Here is a 16095-nt window from a genome sequence, read left to right as displayed (position 1 = left end):
TACTAACTCTCCATTCGTGAGTCATGCTGTGGATAGTTCACAACGCTAATACTGCCTTGCGCGTTGAGTTCTGTACATAGCTGATAAAAAGCGTGTTCAATTATCGAACTGTTTTGGCTGGCGGGACTGTGCGCACTAATCTGGATATGCAACCGAGGGGGGTTGCCGCCTTCAGCCGGCTGAGTTTTGGAAACCAACTCGGCGATATTCATATTGTGACAATGAAACAAGTTGGTAAACCGTTCAATAATATGGGGGGAGTCATTGACTTCAACTTTTACCCATACTGTGGCAGGCATTGCTTTTTGGTCCTGAGCGTTGGTTCGCTTCATCACAATTAGCAAATCAAGCTCTGCCCCTTTTTGCGGTAAGGTGGACTCCAGTAGGGTAATCGCATTCCAACTGCCTGAAAGCAGCATAATAAATGTGAACTCCTCACCGAACATGGCTAGCCGGCTATCTTCAATATTACAACCGCAGCTACTGACATGGCGGGTGATGGTATTCACGATTCCTGGGCGGTCAGCACCCAGTGCGGTAATGACCAGATAATGTTCATCAAGCTGCGGCAAAATCGCTCTTCCTGTCATGCTCTTTGGGGTTACCATGGTAAACATAAAAAAAACCTGCTGCCAAGCGCTTACAACACAGTTGTTTGCTTGCTTTTGGATAGAGGTCAAAAGTACCATGAGGAACTTGTTTAAGGAGGGGGTGGGCAATGTTTACGGGAAGTCCAATGTTTACAGGAAGCATAGTTGCACTGGTAACGCCGATGGACGACAAAGGTGCGGTCGATCGTGCAAGCCTGAAGAAACTGATTGATTACCATGTAACCAGTGGTACTGCGGCGATTGTCTCCGTGGGCACAACTGGTGAGTCTGCAACACTGAACCATGACGAACATGTCGATGTGGTCATGCAGACGCTCGAACTGGCCGACGGCCGAATCCCAGTCATTGCCGGAACCGGCGCTAATGCCACCTCCGAAGCAATTTCTCTCACCCAACGGTTTAATAATACCGGTGTGGTGGGATGTTTGACTGTCACGCCATATTATAATCGGCCAATGCAGGAAGGGTTATATCAACACTTCAAAGCGATTGCTGAAAGTACCGATTTGCCACAAATTCTCTATAATGTGCCTTCGCGTACCGGTTGCGATATGTTACCGCCGACCATTGCTCGCTTAGCCAAAATTAAAAATATTGTTGCTGTTAAAGAAGCAACAGGGAACTTAAGTCGGGTTAGTCAGATCCAAGTGCTGGTTGATGATGAAGATTTCATCCTGCTCAGTGGTGACGATGCGAGCGGACTGGACTTTATGCAACTGGGCGGTAAAGGGGTTATTTCGGTGACAGCTAACATTGCTGCGCGCGAAATGGCTGAACTTTGTGCCTTGGCTGCACAGGGTAACTTTGCAGAAGCACGCCGTTTGAATCAGCGCTTGATGCCGTTGCATCAGCATTTATTTGTAGAAGCAAACCCAATTCCGGTGAAATGGGCCGCGAAGAAGCTGGGATTAATGGCGAATGACACTCTTCGTCTGCCAATGACCCCACTGACTGACCCGGCTAAACGGATTGTGGAAGATGCGCTGAAAAGCGCTGGTTTGCTGTAACTCTTAGGGAAATTTGATGGCAATAACATTGCAAAAGTCGACGGTGGTAACGGTAGTGGGTGTTTCGCTGGCAATGCTGCTGGCAGGTTGCTCCACTGACCAACGCTACAAACGCCAGGTTGGCGGTGACGAGTCTTATCTTGAAGCTCCGGGGCTAAAGCCGCTTAACTCACCAGCAGGGATGATTCTGCCGATACAAAATGGTGAGTTTGATATCCGTTCCGTCAACTCTCAAGGTGCTGTGGGCAAACAGTTGGACATCCGTCCTCCGGTACAACCACTGGCATTGCTTAGCGGTTCTCGCGCTGAAAATGCTAACGATACCAGCAAGCTATTGTTAGAGAATAGCCCGCAAAACCGTAATCTTTGGGCGCAAGTTACCCGCGTTCTACAGGATAAAAACTGGGCGATAGCCAGCCGTCAGGATGCCAGCCAAACGTTGACAACTGACTGGGTCAAATGGAACCGTGCAGATGAAGACGTGCAGTTTGAAGGCCGTTATCAGATAAGCGTGCAGGAGCAAGGTTATCAGTTGGTGTTAGTGGTGAAATCTCTTGCTTTACAGCAAGGTGGGCAACCGGTCACCAGCTATACCGAAATCCAGCGCTACAACGGTGCAATGCTGAATGCCATTATCGAAGGTCTGGATAAGGTGCGTTCTGATAGCGAAAGCAGTCAGGCTTCCCGTAAAGTCGGCACGCTAGATGTTCAAAGCGGCAGCGATGATACTGGTTTACCGCAACTGATTGTACGTGCCCCTTATGCTGTATTGTGGGAACGTCTGCCAGCCGCCCTTGAGAAGATTGGCATGAAGGTTACTGATCGTAGCCGCCCACAAGGTTCGATTAACGTTACCAATAAATCCATGAGTAGCGGCAGTTGGGATGCGTTGGGTGCCAAAGACCCTGAATTGCCAGAAGGCGATTATAAGTTACAGGTCGGTGATCTCGATAACCGCAGTAGCTTACAGTTCATCGGTCCGAAAGGGCATACTCTGACTCAGTCTCAGAACGATGCTCTGGTCGCGGTGTTCCAGGCAGCATTTAGCCAAACTGGTGCTACAAGTACCAAATAAAATCAAAGGGGCTTCGGCCCCTTTCCTTATTTATACCTAAAGTAACTGGAGTTACAGGACGGCGGCAAGTGAACAAATTCCGATGAACTTACATCGGTAAGTGATTCGGGTGAGCGAACGCGCTAACCCCTGCGGCTTCAAGCACGAAAGGTCTGTTTATCGCATATCACTGGAGTAATAAGATGCAAAAGCTAGCTGAGTTGTATCGTGGGAAGGCGAAGACCGTCTATACCACCGAAAATCCTGACCTATTGGTATTGGAGTTCCGTAACGATACGTCAGCACTGGATGGTCAGCGCATTGAACAATTCGATCGTAAAGGAATGGTAAATAACAAATTTAACTATTTCATTATGACTAAATTGGAAGAAGCCGGTATTCCAACGCAAATGGAACGCTTGCTGTCAGATACCGAAGTGTTGGTCAAAAAACTGGAAATGATCCCAGTTGAGTGTGTTATCCGTAACCGTGCCGCAGGCTCGTTGGTAAAACGCTTAGGAATAGAAGAAGGTTTGCAACTAAACCCACCACTGTTCGACCTGTTTTTGAAAAACGATGCCATGCATGACCCAATGGTCAATGAGTCTTATTGCAAGACCTTTGGTTGGGCGACAGAAGCACAATTGGCCCGCATGAAAGAGCTGAGCTATCTGGCGAATGATGTGTTGAGTAAACTGTTTGATGATGCCGGTTTAATCCTGGTGGACTTCAAGTTGGAGTTCGGTTTGTTCGGTGATGAAGTGGTGTTGGGTGATGAGTTCTCACCTGATGGCAGCCGTTTATGGGATAAGGAAACCCTGAACAAGATGGACAAAGACCGTTACCGTCAAAGCCTGGGTGGTTTGATTGAAGCCTACGAAGAAGTTGCACACCGTATCGGCGTAAAATTAGACTAACCGCGCAATCGATTCCGTTTTGTCTGGCGCAGGGGAGATAGTCGCTATCTCCCCCATGCTTTTCTTTCTTAACGCTACAGCATTGTTAGCTATGTTCACCACTCAGCCCCTCTTTGGGCCAGCCGCAGCAAGCAGCGTTTAGTTCTGCTCCAGACAGATTTGTCTCTCACTTGCCGTCTGGTTGTGCCGCTAAGTACTTTGAGCATGTATTTGAATGCCCAACTCCCCTAATAACACCAATCATTTAAGCTTTTAATGGTATTAGCTCGACAGATTTCCTACGATAATATGTAAGGAAAATATCTGGGAGTATTGCTATGCGTTGGCAAGGTCGTCGTGAAAGTGACAATGTAGAAGATAGGCGCGGGGACGCATCCGGGGGCGGTGGTGGGTTCCGGCCTCCGATTGGCGGCAAGGGCGGTATTGTTATTCTGATTGTGGTGTTGGTTGCGGGCTACTACGGGGTTGACTTGACCCCGCTGTTAAATGGCAGTGATCCGATGTCACAAACTCAAACACAGCCACGTTCTCCAAGTTCAGTCAGCACTAAAGATGACCAATATGCCAAATTCACCTCGGTCGTTCTGGCGGATACAGAAGACGCCTGGAAACCTATTTTCCAAAAGATGGGGCGCACCTATCAGGAGCCTAAACTGGTGATGTATCGTGGTGCAACGCGCACCGGTTGCGGTACCGGTCAGTCCGTTATGGGGCCATTTTATTGCCCAGCAGATAGCACGGTTTATATCGACTTATCTTTCTATGAAGATATGAAGAATAAACTGGGGGCGGGGGGCGACTTTGCTCAGGCCTATGTGATTGCTCATGAAGTTGGCCACCATGTGCAGCATTTGATGGGTATTGATACTAAAGTGCGTCAGCAGCAGCAGGGTGCATCTCAGGCTGAAGCTAATCGTCTCTCGGTCAAAATGGAATTGCAGGCGGACTGCTTTGCCGGTGTGTGGGGCAAAGCGATGGAAGACCAGCAGGTGTTGGAAGTGGGTGATTTACAAGCGGCACTAAATGCGGCACAGGCGATTGGGGATGATCGCTTACAGCAGCAAAGGCAAGGGCGTGTCGTCCCCGATAGCTTCACTCATGGCACATCACAACAGCGCTATACCTGGTTTAAACGTGGTTTCGATAGCGGTGATCCTAATAGCTGCAACACGTTCTCCACCCGTTAAACTGATCAGCTAAAATCATTGGCGTTACAGCGAACAGCGCTGTAGCGTCAGGTACGAAAAGTATAAATAGATTATCATAAGACCACTTTCCTCTTACCGGCACGCTAGCTGCCGGCATTTATTGCAAGGCAGGGATAACCATGGCCGCTCTTGATCCAACTTTATTGATTCTATTGGCGTTGGCTGCGCTTGGCATCATTAGCCACAATATGACCGTCACATTAGCTATTCTGACACTACTCGCCATTCGTATTACTCCGTTAAATCAGTTTTTCCCATGGATAGAAAAGTATGGCTTAACCATCGGTATTTTGATTCTGACCATTGGCGTGATGACGCCGATTGCTAGTGGTAAAATTAGCGCCAGCGAGGTGCTGCACTCCTTTGTGCAGTGGAAATCGATATTAGCCATTGTGGTCGGGGTTGCGGTCTCTTGGTTAGGCGGGCGTGGCGTGTCGTTGATGACTCACCAACCGTCCGTGGTGGCAGGGCTATTGGTCGGAACGGTACTGGGGGTTGCGTTATTCAGAGGCGTTCCGGTTGGGCCGTTGATCGCCGCGGGCTTGCTTTCACTGGTGATCGGTAAATCGTAACGTGATTCATCAAATTGTGCTCAGCCAACCACTAATGGCACGGCAGGGGATACGGCGTTTACTGGTCCTCAGCGGTTGCGCGGATTGGTCGCGCCAGCAGGCATTAAATCTGCGTCAGCAATTGCCGGGTGATTGGTTATGGATAGCAGAACAGGCCCCTGACACTGGCAATGCAATTCACCCGACAGCGGCAAAAACCTTACTCGGGCAGGAAGGGTTACATGGCGTATTTGATGCCACCGATGGTTTGAATACCGAAGCACTGGCGGTGCTGGCCGGCGCATTGCAAGCTGGGAGCTGGCTGGTGCTATTAGTGCCGCAGTGGGATAGGTGGCCGTGCTTACCAGACGCTGATAGTTTGCGCTGGAGTGAACAACTAACCCCCATCACTACACCGAATTTTATTCACCATCTGCAACGTCAACTTCAGGCTGATCCTGATGTTATTTTGTGGCAACAGAACCAGCCGCTAGCTATGCATATGGTGTACTCTCGCCCAGACTGGCAGCAGCCCGACGGTTCTCCTACCACGGAACAGCAAACTATCCTTCAACGCCTAATGCAGGCAGAACGCGGCACTTGGGTGCTGACGGCAGCCCGTGGGCGCGGTAAATCGACGCTGGCCGGTATGTTGGTAGCGCAGTGGCCCGGTCGCTGCTGGGTTACCGGGCCGGGTAAAGCGGCCACACAAGTGCTGAATCAGTGCGCGGGAGAACGAGCGCACTTCTGGGCGCCGGATGCACTATTAGACTACTGTCGGTTAAACGATGTCAGCGGCATTGACTGGTTATTGATTGATGAGGCTGCGGCTATCCCTGCCACACTCCTATCGGCGTTATTGGTGTACTTCCCACGGGCATTATTAACCACCACCGTACAGGGTTACGAAGGCACCGGGCGTGGTTTCTTGTTGAAGTTCTGTACAACACTACACGATTGGCACCCTTTGGCGCTAACAGACCCTATTCGTTGGGCCAGCGGTGATCCGCTAGAGCGTGTCGTGGATGAAGTTATGCTATTTGACGATGAGCTACCGTGCCGCGAATCTCTCTCAGCGTCAGTCGATATTATGCCCTGTAAGCAGCGCGATTGGCTGCACTACCCCGAATTGCTGCGACGTTTTTATGGTTTGCTTGCCAGTGCGCATTATCGCACCACCCCCCTTGATTTGCGGCGTTTGATGGATGCGCCGGGGATGCATTTTTCTGCGGCCAAGGTGGCTGATTCAGTCATTGGTGCACTGTGGCTGGTGGATGAGGGGGGGCTTAGCAGTGCATTAGCCCATGCCGTTTGGGCAGGGAAACGGCGGCCAAAGGGGAGTTTGGTGGCTCAGTCACTGGCGGCACATAGTGGGCAATGGCATGCACCCACCTTACGGTCGCGGCGAATCAGTCGAGTCGCCGTCGCACCGTCATGGCGGCGGCAGGGGATAGCCCGGCAGATGATTGCCGCCGAGCTTGCGTGTGGGCTGCGCGAGAGGCTTGATTATATTTCAGTCAGTTTTGGTTATACCCCCGAATTAGAATGCTTCTGGCGTGCCTGCGGCTTTCATCTGGTGCGTATTGGTAGCCATAAGGAAGCCAGCAGCGGCTGTTACGCGGCAATGGCGGTATCACCCTTGAGTCCGGCGGGGCAATCGCTCTGTGAGGCAGCACGGCAGCAATTAGAGCGTGATTGGTATTGGTTGCAACAATGGGTAGACATCCCAACGCCCTTATCGTTATCCCCGCCTCAACAACCTGACATTTCCTTAAATGACGACGACTGGCGTGAACTGGCTGGTTTTGCCTTTGCTTTTCGGCCGTTAGAAGCGAGCTTACCCGCTCTACAGCGTTTATTATTACGCAGCCAATTACCCCTTCCTGCATTACGGTATTATTTACAGCAAGGTATTTCGCCCGCGCAGATTGTTAATAATCTAGCCCTCACAGGGCGAAAAGCATTAGTGGCGCGTTGGCGGCAAGAGGCAGCCGAGGGGATGGCAGAGGGTTGATGACAGTTATCTTTTATTGTCTTAAAACTCAATTTCTCATGATGTGTCGAAGAGGCTCTTAAGGTAAGGTATTCGCCATATTCAGGATGAGTATAGCGAGGATACCAGGCTAGATGCACACGCACAGATTGGTCACTGAAGGATTAGTAAAAATTGAAGATGGCATGGGGTACATTGATATTGAATTTGTTTTTGCGGGAGATGAAAAACGTTCCATCACCGTGAGGCTAATGTTCTGTCCCCCCCCTCTTTAGATCCTGTGGCGGCAGTCACTATGCACAGTATGATTGGTAAAAAAATCAGAGGATTACTCGTTTTTGTTGCCAGTTTTTACAATAGGCAGCAGGAAGAGCTAAACCCGACACAGATATTTGCAAAGCCTGAAGGCTCAATTGACCTATTGCTACATGAGTTACATTATCTCTATAGCGCGTTAGTTGACTTCATGCTCAGGGTGGCTGACATTGAAAGCACACAACGTCTGTATTTCTCTGCTGAGAACGAAGCCTTAATACGATATATCCAAGGTATGTTAAGCGGTTTGCCAGAGAGCGTAATCTCACCTACCTAAATGATGGGGCTTGTTATGCGATACGAACGCGGCACTACCCACACGAAGGGTAAAATTGATTTTAAAGCGATTCATGATGGCAAAGTCGAAATGTTCAAACGATTTATGGCTGCTAAAGAAGTTGCTGAGCGCAAAGGTGAAGTGATAGTAAAACCTCTTTGATCTCATCTGCTTATAATGATAATGAATACAGGCTAATTGGCCTGTTTTGTTGATAATAAATTACTCGAGCAATCGACTATCCACCGAGTCAGATCCCGCATCCGCCGTTACCTTCAATAATTCCCACCAACTCCATCAATAAAACCCAATATCTCTCCGAAACCTGCAGCGTATAGTAACGTTATTGTCATTTAATGATTAAAGGCCGCTTGATGAATCAGACTTCTATCGTAGTGCAGCAACCGGCAACGCCAGAACAATTAATATTATTGTTTCATGGTGTTGGTGATAGCGCCGCTGGAATGGCACCGGTCGGTAGCCATTTTGCACAAGCCTTTCCTCAGGCGCTGGTCGTCAGTGTTGATGGTATATTCGCCAGCAACATGGGGAGTGGGCGTCAGTGGTTCTCAGTGCAAGGTGTTACTGAGGATAATCGTCAGGAGCGAGTTAATGCGGTGATGTCGCAATTCATTGATATTATACGTTATTGGCAACAGAAGAGTGGCCTTGGGGCACAGCAGACCACCCTGGTCGGTTTTTCGCAGGGCACGATTATGTCATTGGAGGGGGTGAAAGCTCAGCCGCAGTTAGCCAGGCAAGTTATTGCGTTTAGTGGCCGTTTTGCGACGTTACCACAGCAACCCATCGCTGACGTGGTGATCCATTTTATTCATGGTGAGCAGGATGGGGTGATTCGTGTGGAACATGCTAAGGCTGCAACCAGTAACTTAATAGCTTTGGGCAGCCGCGTAACACTGAGTCTGGATGCCAATACTGGGCATGGTATTAATCAACCGATGCTCAAACTGGCTATCGACCATGTGCGTGACGACATTGTTGCGAGGTAATTCACCCTGACGAAGGGGGCTGGCCCCTTCGTTTGATGTGACTCGAGCTTTACTTATTTTTTCTTGTTCTTATCCGGCCAGTCGTCATCGTCGTCCCATTGCGCATTGTTATCGCGATGAGGTGGTAATTCTGGTTTGTTTTTTAAAAAGCTTTTATGATCAAGACGGCGTAACTCTTTGATGCCGTTTAAGATAATACCCGCAAGCAGGATAAGTATGATCCACCAATAATCTGCTAACCAGTGCATGGTTAAGTTCCTTCCGTTGATATACCTGTCATCTTTCAAACTGCCGGTGTGGCTGCACTCAAGAACCTGAATCACCTGACTGCGTAAGCACGTCGGGATTAATCAACCTTATTCTCGCTTGCCGACTTCCTGCATCTTGGAATCTATAGGGTATGAATAAATCGCGAAAAAATCATGGGTAAATGGCTTGTCAGCCACTCACTGCCTGCCACATCCTGTGATTGCCAAGCTTCTAGTAGAGTGTTGGGTGTCAGTAAATGTTCCGCCGCCGCAGCTAACGGGCGATAACTTAGGTGCCAAGGTTCTGCTGCAATACCGCCGTTATCCTCGCTAAATGGCCGGTAAAAACCAAATTCAGCCATATGAACATCCAGCCACTGGGTCAACGGATAAAAATAGCCACTCGCTTGGTATTCCCATGGCTCCAGCTGTAATTTAGTCTCTGCGGGCAACAGGGAGGGATCGTAAATATCCAGATCACTGCCCCAGTGATGGCGGCTGGCTCCCGGCAGGGCAGACCAGCGTAAAATAGCCTCACAACGAGCCTGAGCATCAAGTTGGCAAATCTCTATCGGCTGGCTGTCTTTATCTAATACTGGTCGCTCACCACGAAATTTACCATTCCAGATCGCTAATTGGCGGTCAAAATCGCGAAAAGTGCTGGCAGGTTGTAAATCAAACCCCGCTCGTTTAGCGGCTTGTTGCATAGCCTGAAAGGCCGCAACAGCTTGTGGTTGCAGGCGATGGTTGCCGCTTAACACCGTCAGATGATCGGTTGAACGGCCGGTAAGCATCTCTGGTGTTAATGTATTAGCTGTCATGCGATGAGCTGCTCCATAATTCGCTGATACATCCGGCTCAGTAGTTGCAAGTCAGCGGCGTGAACACATTCATTCACTTTATGGATAGTGGCATTAACCGGCCCTAACTCCACCACTTGAGCACCCATTAACGCGATAAAACGGCCATCAGAGGTGCCCCCGGTGGTTAACAGTTGCGGCGTGATTTCAGTGTAGTGCTCAACAGCATTAATTACTGCATCGACCAGCGCACCCCTTGCGGTAAGAAAGGGTTGACCAGACAACACCCACTCGAGGGTGTAATTTAGTTGATGGCGTTTCAACAGCGCCTCTACTCGCTGCTTAATCATGCTGTCAGTCAGTTCTGTACTGAAACGGAAGTTGAACTGCACATAGAACTCACCGGGAATCACATTATTGCTGCCGGTTCCGGCATGCAAATTGGCGATCTGCATACTGGTGGCGGGGAAGAACTCATTGCCTTCATCCCATTGTGTAGCAACCAGCTCATTCAGGGCTGGCATGGCACGGTGAACCGGATTATCCGCTAAATGAGGATAGGCCACGTGCCCTTGAATTCCATGGATACGCAAGTTGGCAGTAATAGAACCCCGGCGGCCATTTTTCACTACATCGCCGACTCGGTCAGTACTGGAGGGTTCGCCAACCAGACAGTAATCCAGCCGCTCGTTACGCGCCATCAACGCATTCACGACTTTGACCGTACCGTTAATGGCCTTGGCTTCTTCATCGGAGGTAATCATAAATGCCAGCCGGCCTTTATGTTCTGGATGAGCCGCGACAAAACGTTCGGCGGCGACCACCATTGCAGCCAGTGAACCTTTCATATCGGCGGCACCACGGCCATACAGCATGCCATCACGAATGGTCGGTTCAAACGGTGGGCTGCTCCAATGGCTTTCATCACCGGTGGGGACCACATCGGTATGACCGGCAAATGCCAAGGTTTCACCTTCGCCGCGCCAGGCCCAGAAATTAAGGGTATCGCCAAAATTCATAGGTTCTACCGTAAAACCGATAGCCTCTAGGCGCTTAATCATGATCGCCTGGCAGCCCGCATCAGAAGGGCTGAGCGACGGGCGTTTAATTAATTGTTGGGCCAGTTCGATTACCGGACAGATCATGTTATTGCACCTCGATAACGTGTTGTTTAATATTATGTTGTTGAATAAAAAGTTGATAACTTTCAGTTTTGAAGCCCAGCAGCATTTCGCCATTGGTGGCTTCCAGTAGCGGGCGTTTAATTATGGCTGGCTGTTCTAGCATCAGCGCTTTGGCGGCCAGAGCATCGGTTATTGCATCACGTTGGGCTTGTGGCAATTTACGCCAGGTGGTACCGCGCGTATTGAGCAATGGTTCCCAACCCAGTTGATCGATAAAACCTTGCAGGCGTTCGTCACTCAATCCGTCTGCACGATAATCGTGAAACTGATAGGCAATACCTTGCTCTTCCAGCCAGCGGCGGGCCTTTTTTATGGTATCGCAATTTTTAATGCCATAAAGGCGCAATGATGGAGTGGCTAGGCTATCTGACATGGAAAAATAATACCTCGGCTAGAATGGCAAATCAGGTCAGCCGTATAGACGACTGCCCGGCTCAAGGGGAGCAATTTGCCCATAATGCGGGAAAATGTGATTTGAATCCAGACGGCTATGCGTTGTTGAGCGCGGCGGTAATCAGAACTGAGCTGTTGATTTAGCCAATACGGTCAAGGTTAGCGGCATATTGGCGAATTGCTTTTTGGTAGAGGCTGATGTCCTGATGGTTTGAGGTTTCAGCCAGCAATATCAATAACGCAGCGACTGCCTCTTTGGTTTCACCGAGGTTATACAGTGTCATGGCGCGGAATAAGGTAATCTCTTTCGCTTGTGGGAAATGGGCTAACGCGCGGTCAAATGTATCCAGTGACTCTTGATATAACCCCAGAGCGCGATAAGTGCTGCCCAGCCCCAAATAAGCCTCCTGCAACTCTTTACCTACCAGATTGTGCTCAATAGCGGCCCGATAGAATGGGATTGCCTGCAACTCCAACCCCTGCACATCATACAGTGAGGCAATCTTATACAGCAGACTGGCGTTATCTGGTGAACGACGCAGTAAGTCCAGCGCCATTGCCACCGCATCATCATAACGGCCCAGCTCTTTTAATGAGTCGATGGAGTGTTTCATGGTTGTGCTCTGTATTTTGCCAATAACGGGTTTTGTCAAAAACGGCGTTTACCCCTATATATCTGAGCACGCTACTCTCGAATGATAAAACAGGCAAGTGATGTAATGCTGGCTGAGGAAACTCAGTGACAGGGCAAAATTCAAGATCTCTGCGACAGATCTCATTTCAACCGTTAGGTAGCTTACTTTCAATTTTGACTGTTCAAAAAATAGGCGTATAATTGGCCGCGATAATTAGAGAGGATGTTATGGTTGAATTTGAGTTAAGCACGTGGAAAGAGTTTATCGATGCTATGCTGCGTAAGGCATAAGCGAATAAACCGGCAGTAAGAGTAACTATCTTTTTGTTGTTTTAACGATTGACTTATTACACCCAGGGGCGAAAAATCGCTCGCCAGAAAGGCAGAGACCATATTGGCTCTGCCTTTTTTATGCCCGTCATCTTTCAAACCGTAGGTGTGTTGGCGTCTCTAGTTCACCCGAATCACTGACTTGATGTCAGCTCATCGGGATTCTCTTGCTTGCCGTCTTCCTACAGCTTGAAATCTATTGGGCATAATCAGAAGTCATCTTTCCAACCGTAGGTGTGTTGGCGGCTCTCGTTCACCCGAATCACTGACTTGATGTCAGCTCATCGGGATTCTCTTGCTTGCCGTCTGCCTACAGCTTGAAATCTATTGGGCATAATCAGAAGTCATCTTTCCAACCGTAGGTGTGTTGGCGTCTCTAGTTACCCGGCCCATCCTTGGGGGGTAGCGGCTCTCGTGACTCTTTCGCGCGCGGTGGCCTGCCTGGGAAGCGACGACGCACCAGAACAAAGAACAGCGGTACAAAGAAAATCGCCAGCACGGTAGCTGAAATCATCCCCCCCATCACACCAGTACCTACGGCATGTTGGCTACCTGAGCCTGCACCCTGGCTGATAGCCATGGGTAATACACCAAAGATAAATGCCAGCGAGGTCATCAAAATAGGCCGCAACCGCTGGCGGGAAGCCTCAAGAGTGGCTTCGACTAAATCTTTACCTTTATTGTTTAATTCGCTGGCAAACTCGACGATTAAAATGGCGTTTTTGGCCGATAAGCCAATAATGGTCAGCAACCCGACCTGGAAATAAACGTCATTCTCCAACCCACGCATCCAAGTGGCCGCCACCGCACCTATAACCCCGAGAGGCACCACCAACATCACAGAAAACGGTATTGACCAGCTCTCATACAATGCCGCCAAACACAAAAACACCACCAGTAACGAGATGGCATAGAGGGCCGGGGCCTGTGAACCCGATAGCCGCTCCTGATAGGACATGCCTGTCCACTCCAGACCAAAACCATTCGGTAGCTGTTTGACCAGATTCTCCATAACATCCATTGCAGTACCGGTACTGATACCTGGTGCCGCCTCACCGACAATCTCCAGTGCAGAATAACCGTTATAGCGCTCCAATCGTGGTGAGCCATATTCCCAGCGGGTAGTAGAGAACGCCGAGAAGGGCACCATGCTGCCGCTTTTATTACGGACATACCATTTGTTAACGTCTTCCGGCAGCATACGGGCGGTGGCCTCAGACTGCACATAGACTTTCTTCACCCGCCCACGATCAACAAAGTCGTTAACATAAGTCGAACCCCAGGCCGTTTTCAGGGTGTTATTAATATCATCCAGTGCTACGCCCAATGCTTGTGCTTTGCGTTGATCGATATCTATCTGCAACTGCGGGCTATCGTCCAATCCGTTATGTCGCACCCGGGTCAGGGCTGGCTCTTTAGCCGCCATCTGTAATAACTGATCGCGAGCAGCCATCAATTTGTCATGGCCCAAACCGCCGTGATCTTGTAATTCCATATCAAAACCTGATGAGCCACCCAAGCCTGAAATGGCCGGCGGGCTACTGACTGACACTCTGGCTTCGGCAATTTTATTAAATACTTTGGTGGCGCGTTCAATAATGGCAAAAGAAGAGTTATTACTCTCTTTACGCTGATCCCAATCAGACAGCCGGATGAAGAGGCGTGCCACATTTTGGCCGTTACCACCTGGGCCGGACCCCACCGTTGAGAATACCGACAACACATTATTCTTTTCTTCCGTCAGGAAGTAGTTCTCTACTTTTTCAACCACTTTCAGTGTCTGTTGCTGGGTTGATCCCACTGGGAGCTGGACTTGCGCCATAAACACACCACGGTCTTCCAATGGTAAGAACGACGTCGGTAACTTGATGAACAACAGAGCCAGCCCGCCCAACAGCAGAAAATAGAGCAACATATAGCGCAGACTATGATGTAACACCTGAGCCACACCTTTCTCGTAACGGCGAGTGTTACTATCGAACATACGGTTAAACCAACCGAAAAAGCCACGCTTGGCGTGATGATGGCCCTGCTGAATGGGTTTGAGCATGGTGGCGCAAAGTGCTGGGGTTAGAATCAAGGCGACCAGCACCGAAAGCACCATGGCAGAAACGATGGTAATGGAGAATTGGCGGTAGATGGCCCCGGTGGTCCCACCGAAGAATGCCATCGGGATAAACACGGCAGACAGCACCAGCGCAATACCCACCAATGCGCCCTGAATTTGCCCCATAGACTTACGAGTCGCTTCGCGTGGCCCTAGTCCTTCTTCGCTCATCACTCGTTCGACGTTTTCTACCACCACGATGGCATCGTCAACTAACAGCCCGATCGCCAATACAATGGCAAACATGGTTAGGGTATTAATACTGAATCCGAACGCCGACAGTACTGCGAACGTGCCCAATAGCACCACTGGGACGGCGATTGTTGGGATAAGGGTGGCGCGGAAATTCTGCAAAAAGAGATACATCACCAGGAAAACCAACAAAATGGCTTCCAACAATGTTTTTACCACATCCTTGATTGAGGCTTTAACGAACGGTGTGGTTTCATAAGCGATTTTGGCTTCAAGACCGTGCGGGAAAAACGGGGCCAGTTCTGCTATCCGGGCCTTAACCAACTCATCGGTTTGCAGTTCATTGGCACCGGAGGCGAGCTTGATACTCATCCCTGATGCCGCCTGGCCATTAAAGCGACTCAGATAATCATATCTTTCAGCACCCATCTCAATTTTAGCCACATCACCCAATGTGACCAGCGAGCCGTCCTGGTTGACCCGCAGCGTGATTTCCCTAAATTGCTCTGGTGTCTGTAATTGAGATTGAGCATTAATGGTGGCATTTAATGCCTGATTATCGACGGAAGGGGTTCCGCCTAATTGGCCCACCGCAATCTGACTATTTTGCGATTGGATAGCGCTGACAATATCTTGGGTGGTCAGTTGATAATTATTGAGTTTATTGGGGTCGAGCCAGATACGCATAGCATATTGGGAACCGAAGGCATCAATGCTACCGACCCCTTCGATACGGCTAAGTGGGTCTTGCAGATTACTGGCGACATAGTCGGCAATATCTTGTTTATCCATACTGCCATCGGTGGAGACAAAGGCCACCATCATCAAGGTGTTATCACCAGATTTCGAGACTGAAACCCCTTGCTGTTGCACATCTTGTGGCAGTTTTTTAATGGCAGACTGCAACTGATTCTGTACCTGCTGCATCGCTTCGTTAGGATCAGTACCCGCTTGGAATGTCAGGGTTATTGATGCGCTGCCAGAGTTGCTGCTTTGCGATGACATATACAGCAGCTTATCAAGGCCGGTCATGCTTTGCTCGATAACCTGCGTGACGGTATTTTCCAGTGTTTGTGCCGAGGCTCCTGGATATGAGGCACTGATGCGGACATTAGGTGGTGCCAGATTCGGGTATTGCTCAACAGGCAGCGTCGAGATTGCTAAAGCCCCGGTAAGACACAAAATTATCGCCAATACCCAAGCAAAGATCGGGCGGTCGATGAAAAAATTAGCCATGCAGTGCCAGCCTCTATAAATAAAAAAT

16 protein-coding genes are annotated in these 16095 nt (G+C 49.5%); 9 read left to right on the top strand and 7 right to left on the bottom strand.

From position 1 onward, the window contains the following. Positions 1-2: 2 nt before the first annotated feature. Positions 3-572 carry a glycine cleavage system transcriptional repressor gene (locus ACWJJO_RS16435; protein ID WP_083164144.1) on the bottom strand — a complete coding sequence of 190 codons (570 nt, stop codon included), beginning with the start codon at positions 570-572 and terminating at the stop codon, positions 3-5. A 164-nt stretch (positions 573-736) separates the two neighbouring features. Between ACWJJO_RS16435 and dapA the strand changes: the two genes are divergently transcribed. The 9 genes from dapA to ypfH all read left to right on the top strand — a co-directional run bounded on the left by dapA (position 737) and on the right by ypfH (position 8943). Then, positions 737-1618, top strand: coding sequence for a 4-hydroxy-tetrahydrodipicolinate synthase (gene dapA, locus ACWJJO_RS16430; RefSeq protein WP_083163301.1), 882 nt, complete (start codon positions 737-739; stop codon positions 1616-1618). Positions 1619-1634: 16 nt separating this feature from the next. Further along, positions 1635-2693 (top strand): outer membrane protein assembly factor BamC, encoded by a 1059-nt coding sequence (gene bamC, locus ACWJJO_RS16425; RefSeq protein ID WP_083163303.1) that lies wholly within the window; start codon positions 1635-1637, stop codon positions 2691-2693. 182 nt (positions 2694-2875) lie between these two features. Continuing rightward, positions 2876-3589 (top strand): phosphoribosylaminoimidazolesuccinocarboxamide synthase, encoded by a 714-nt coding sequence (purC, locus tag ACWJJO_RS16420; RefSeq protein ID WP_083163306.1) that lies wholly within the window; start codon positions 2876-2878, stop codon positions 3587-3589. A gap of 317 nt (positions 3590-3906) precedes the next feature. Beyond that, positions 3907-4776 carry a KPN_02809 family neutral zinc metallopeptidase gene (gene ypfJ, locus ACWJJO_RS16415; RefSeq protein ID WP_083163309.1) on the top strand — a complete coding sequence of 290 codons (870 nt, stop codon included), beginning with the start codon at positions 3907-3909 and terminating at the stop codon, positions 4774-4776. Positions 4777-4916: 140 nt separating this feature from the next. Next, positions 4917-5369 carry a DUF441 domain-containing protein gene (locus ACWJJO_RS16410; RefSeq protein ID WP_004876835.1) on the top strand — a complete coding sequence of 151 codons (453 nt, stop codon included), beginning with the start codon at positions 4917-4919 and terminating at the stop codon, positions 5367-5369. A gap of 34 nt (positions 5370-5403) precedes the next feature. Beyond that, positions 5404-7362: a tRNA(Met) cytidine acetyltransferase TmcA gene (locus tag ACWJJO_RS16405; protein ID WP_481091599.1), complete on the top strand. Its 1959-nt coding sequence runs from the start codon at positions 5404-5406 to the stop codon at positions 7360-7362. Between the two features lie 274 nt (positions 7363-7636). Then, positions 7637-7933, top strand: coding sequence for a hypothetical protein (locus ACWJJO_RS16400; RefSeq protein WP_442820617.1), 297 nt, complete (start codon positions 7637-7639; stop codon positions 7931-7933). A gap of 15 nt (positions 7934-7948) precedes the next feature. Next, positions 7949-8095: a hypothetical protein gene (locus ACWJJO_RS16395; protein ID WP_005183905.1), complete on the top strand. Its 147-nt coding sequence runs from the start codon at positions 7949-7951 to the stop codon at positions 8093-8095. A 212-nt stretch (positions 8096-8307) separates the two neighbouring features. Further along, the gene (gene ypfH / locus ACWJJO_RS16390; protein ID WP_481091260.1) at positions 8308-8943 is read left to right on the top strand and encodes an esterase; all 636 of its coding nucleotides are present in this window, start codon (positions 8308-8310) and stop codon (positions 8941-8943) included. A 53-nt stretch (positions 8944-8996) separates the two neighbouring features. Here the strand turns inward: ypfH and ACWJJO_RS16385 are convergent, their stop codons facing one another. From ACWJJO_RS16385 to acrD, 6 genes are all read right to left on the bottom strand, one after another. Next, the gene (locus ACWJJO_RS16385; RefSeq protein ID WP_083163315.1) at positions 8997-9191 is read right to left on the bottom strand and encodes a YpfN family protein; all 195 of its coding nucleotides are present in this window, start codon (positions 9189-9191) and stop codon (positions 8997-8999) included. Between the two features lie 143 nt (positions 9192-9334). After that, entirely contained in the window at positions 9335-10012 is a 678-nt protein-coding gene (locus tag ACWJJO_RS16380; protein ID WP_420073148.1) for a M15 family metallopeptidase, read from the bottom strand. Beyond that, positions 10009-11136, bottom strand: coding sequence for a succinyl-diaminopimelate desuccinylase (dapE, locus tag ACWJJO_RS16375; protein ID WP_083163321.1), 1128 nt, complete (start codon positions 11134-11136; stop codon positions 10009-10011). The genes ACWJJO_RS16380 and dapE overlap by 4 nt, the downstream gene beginning before the upstream one ends. A gap of 1 nt (position 11137) precedes the next feature. Then, entirely contained in the window at positions 11138-11548 is a 411-nt protein-coding gene (locus ACWJJO_RS16370; RefSeq protein ID WP_083163324.1) for an ArsC family reductase, read from the bottom strand. A gap of 160 nt (positions 11549-11708) precedes the next feature. After that, positions 11709-12182, bottom strand: a complete 474-nt coding sequence (locus tag ACWJJO_RS16365; RefSeq protein ID WP_083163331.1) for a tetratricopeptide repeat protein — start codon at positions 12180-12182, stop codon at positions 11709-11711. A 726-nt stretch (positions 12183-12908) separates the two neighbouring features. Continuing rightward, a complete protein-coding gene (gene acrD, locus ACWJJO_RS16360; protein ID WP_442847638.1) occupies positions 12909-16067 on the bottom strand; it encodes a multidrug efflux RND transporter permease AcrD in 3159 nt (1052 codons plus the stop codon). Positions 16068-16095 lie beyond the last annotated feature (28 nt).

The sequence above is a fragment of the Yersinia antarctica genome (assembly GCF_056636475.1).
This window is presented reverse-complemented; position numbering and strand designations above follow the sequence as displayed.

Bases quoted from the DNA above. Each gene is read 5' to 3' on its own strand.
- purC (WP_083163306.1), top strand. From the start codon at position 2,876: ATGCAAAAGCTAGCTGAGTTGTATCGTGGGAAGGCGAAGACCGTCTAT.
- ACWJJO_RS16385 (WP_083163315.1), bottom strand. From the start codon at position 9,191: ATGCACTGGTTAGCAGATTATTGGTGGATCATACTTATCCTGCTTGCG.
- dapE (WP_083163321.1), bottom strand. From the start codon at position 11,136: ATGATCTGTCCGGTAATCGAACTGGCCCAACAATTAATTAAACGCCCG.
- ACWJJO_RS16410 (WP_004876835.1), top strand. From the start codon at position 4,917: ATGGCCGCTCTTGATCCAACTTTATTGATTCTATTGGCGTTGGCTGCG.
- ACWJJO_RS16365 (WP_083163331.1), bottom strand. From the start codon at position 12,182: ATGAAACACTCCATCGACTCATTAAAAGAGCTGGGCCGTTATGATGAT.
- ypfJ (WP_083163309.1), top strand. From the start codon at position 3,907: ATGCGTTGGCAAGGTCGTCGTGAAAGTGACAATGTAGAAGATAGGCGC.
- ACWJJO_RS16380 (WP_420073148.1), bottom strand. From the start codon at position 10,012: ATGACAGCTAATACATTAACACCAGAGATGCTTACCGGCCGTTCAACC.
- ACWJJO_RS16405 (WP_481091599.1), top strand. From the start codon at position 5,404: ATGGCACGGCAGGGGATACGGCGTTTACTGGTCCTCAGCGGTTGCGCG.
- dapA (WP_083163301.1), top strand. From the start codon at position 737: ATGTTTACAGGAAGCATAGTTGCACTGGTAACGCCGATGGACGACAAA.
- bamC (WP_083163303.1), top strand. From the start codon at position 1,635: ATGGCAATAACATTGCAAAAGTCGACGGTGGTAACGGTAGTGGGTGTT.
- ACWJJO_RS16395 (WP_005183905.1), top strand. From the start codon at position 7,949: ATGCGATACGAACGCGGCACTACCCACACGAAGGGTAAAATTGATTTT.
- acrD (WP_442847638.1), bottom strand. From the start codon at position 16,067: ATGGCTAATTTTTTCATCGACCGCCCGATCTTTGCTTGGGTATTGGCG.
- ACWJJO_RS16400 (WP_442820617.1), top strand. From the start codon at position 7,637: ATGCACAGTATGATTGGTAAAAAAATCAGAGGATTACTCGTTTTTGTT.
- ypfH (WP_481091260.1), top strand. From the start codon at position 8,308: ATGAATCAGACTTCTATCGTAGTGCAGCAACCGGCAACGCCAGAACAA.
- ACWJJO_RS16370 (WP_083163324.1), bottom strand. From the start codon at position 11,548: ATGTCAGATAGCCTAGCCACTCCATCATTGCGCCTTTATGGCATTAAA.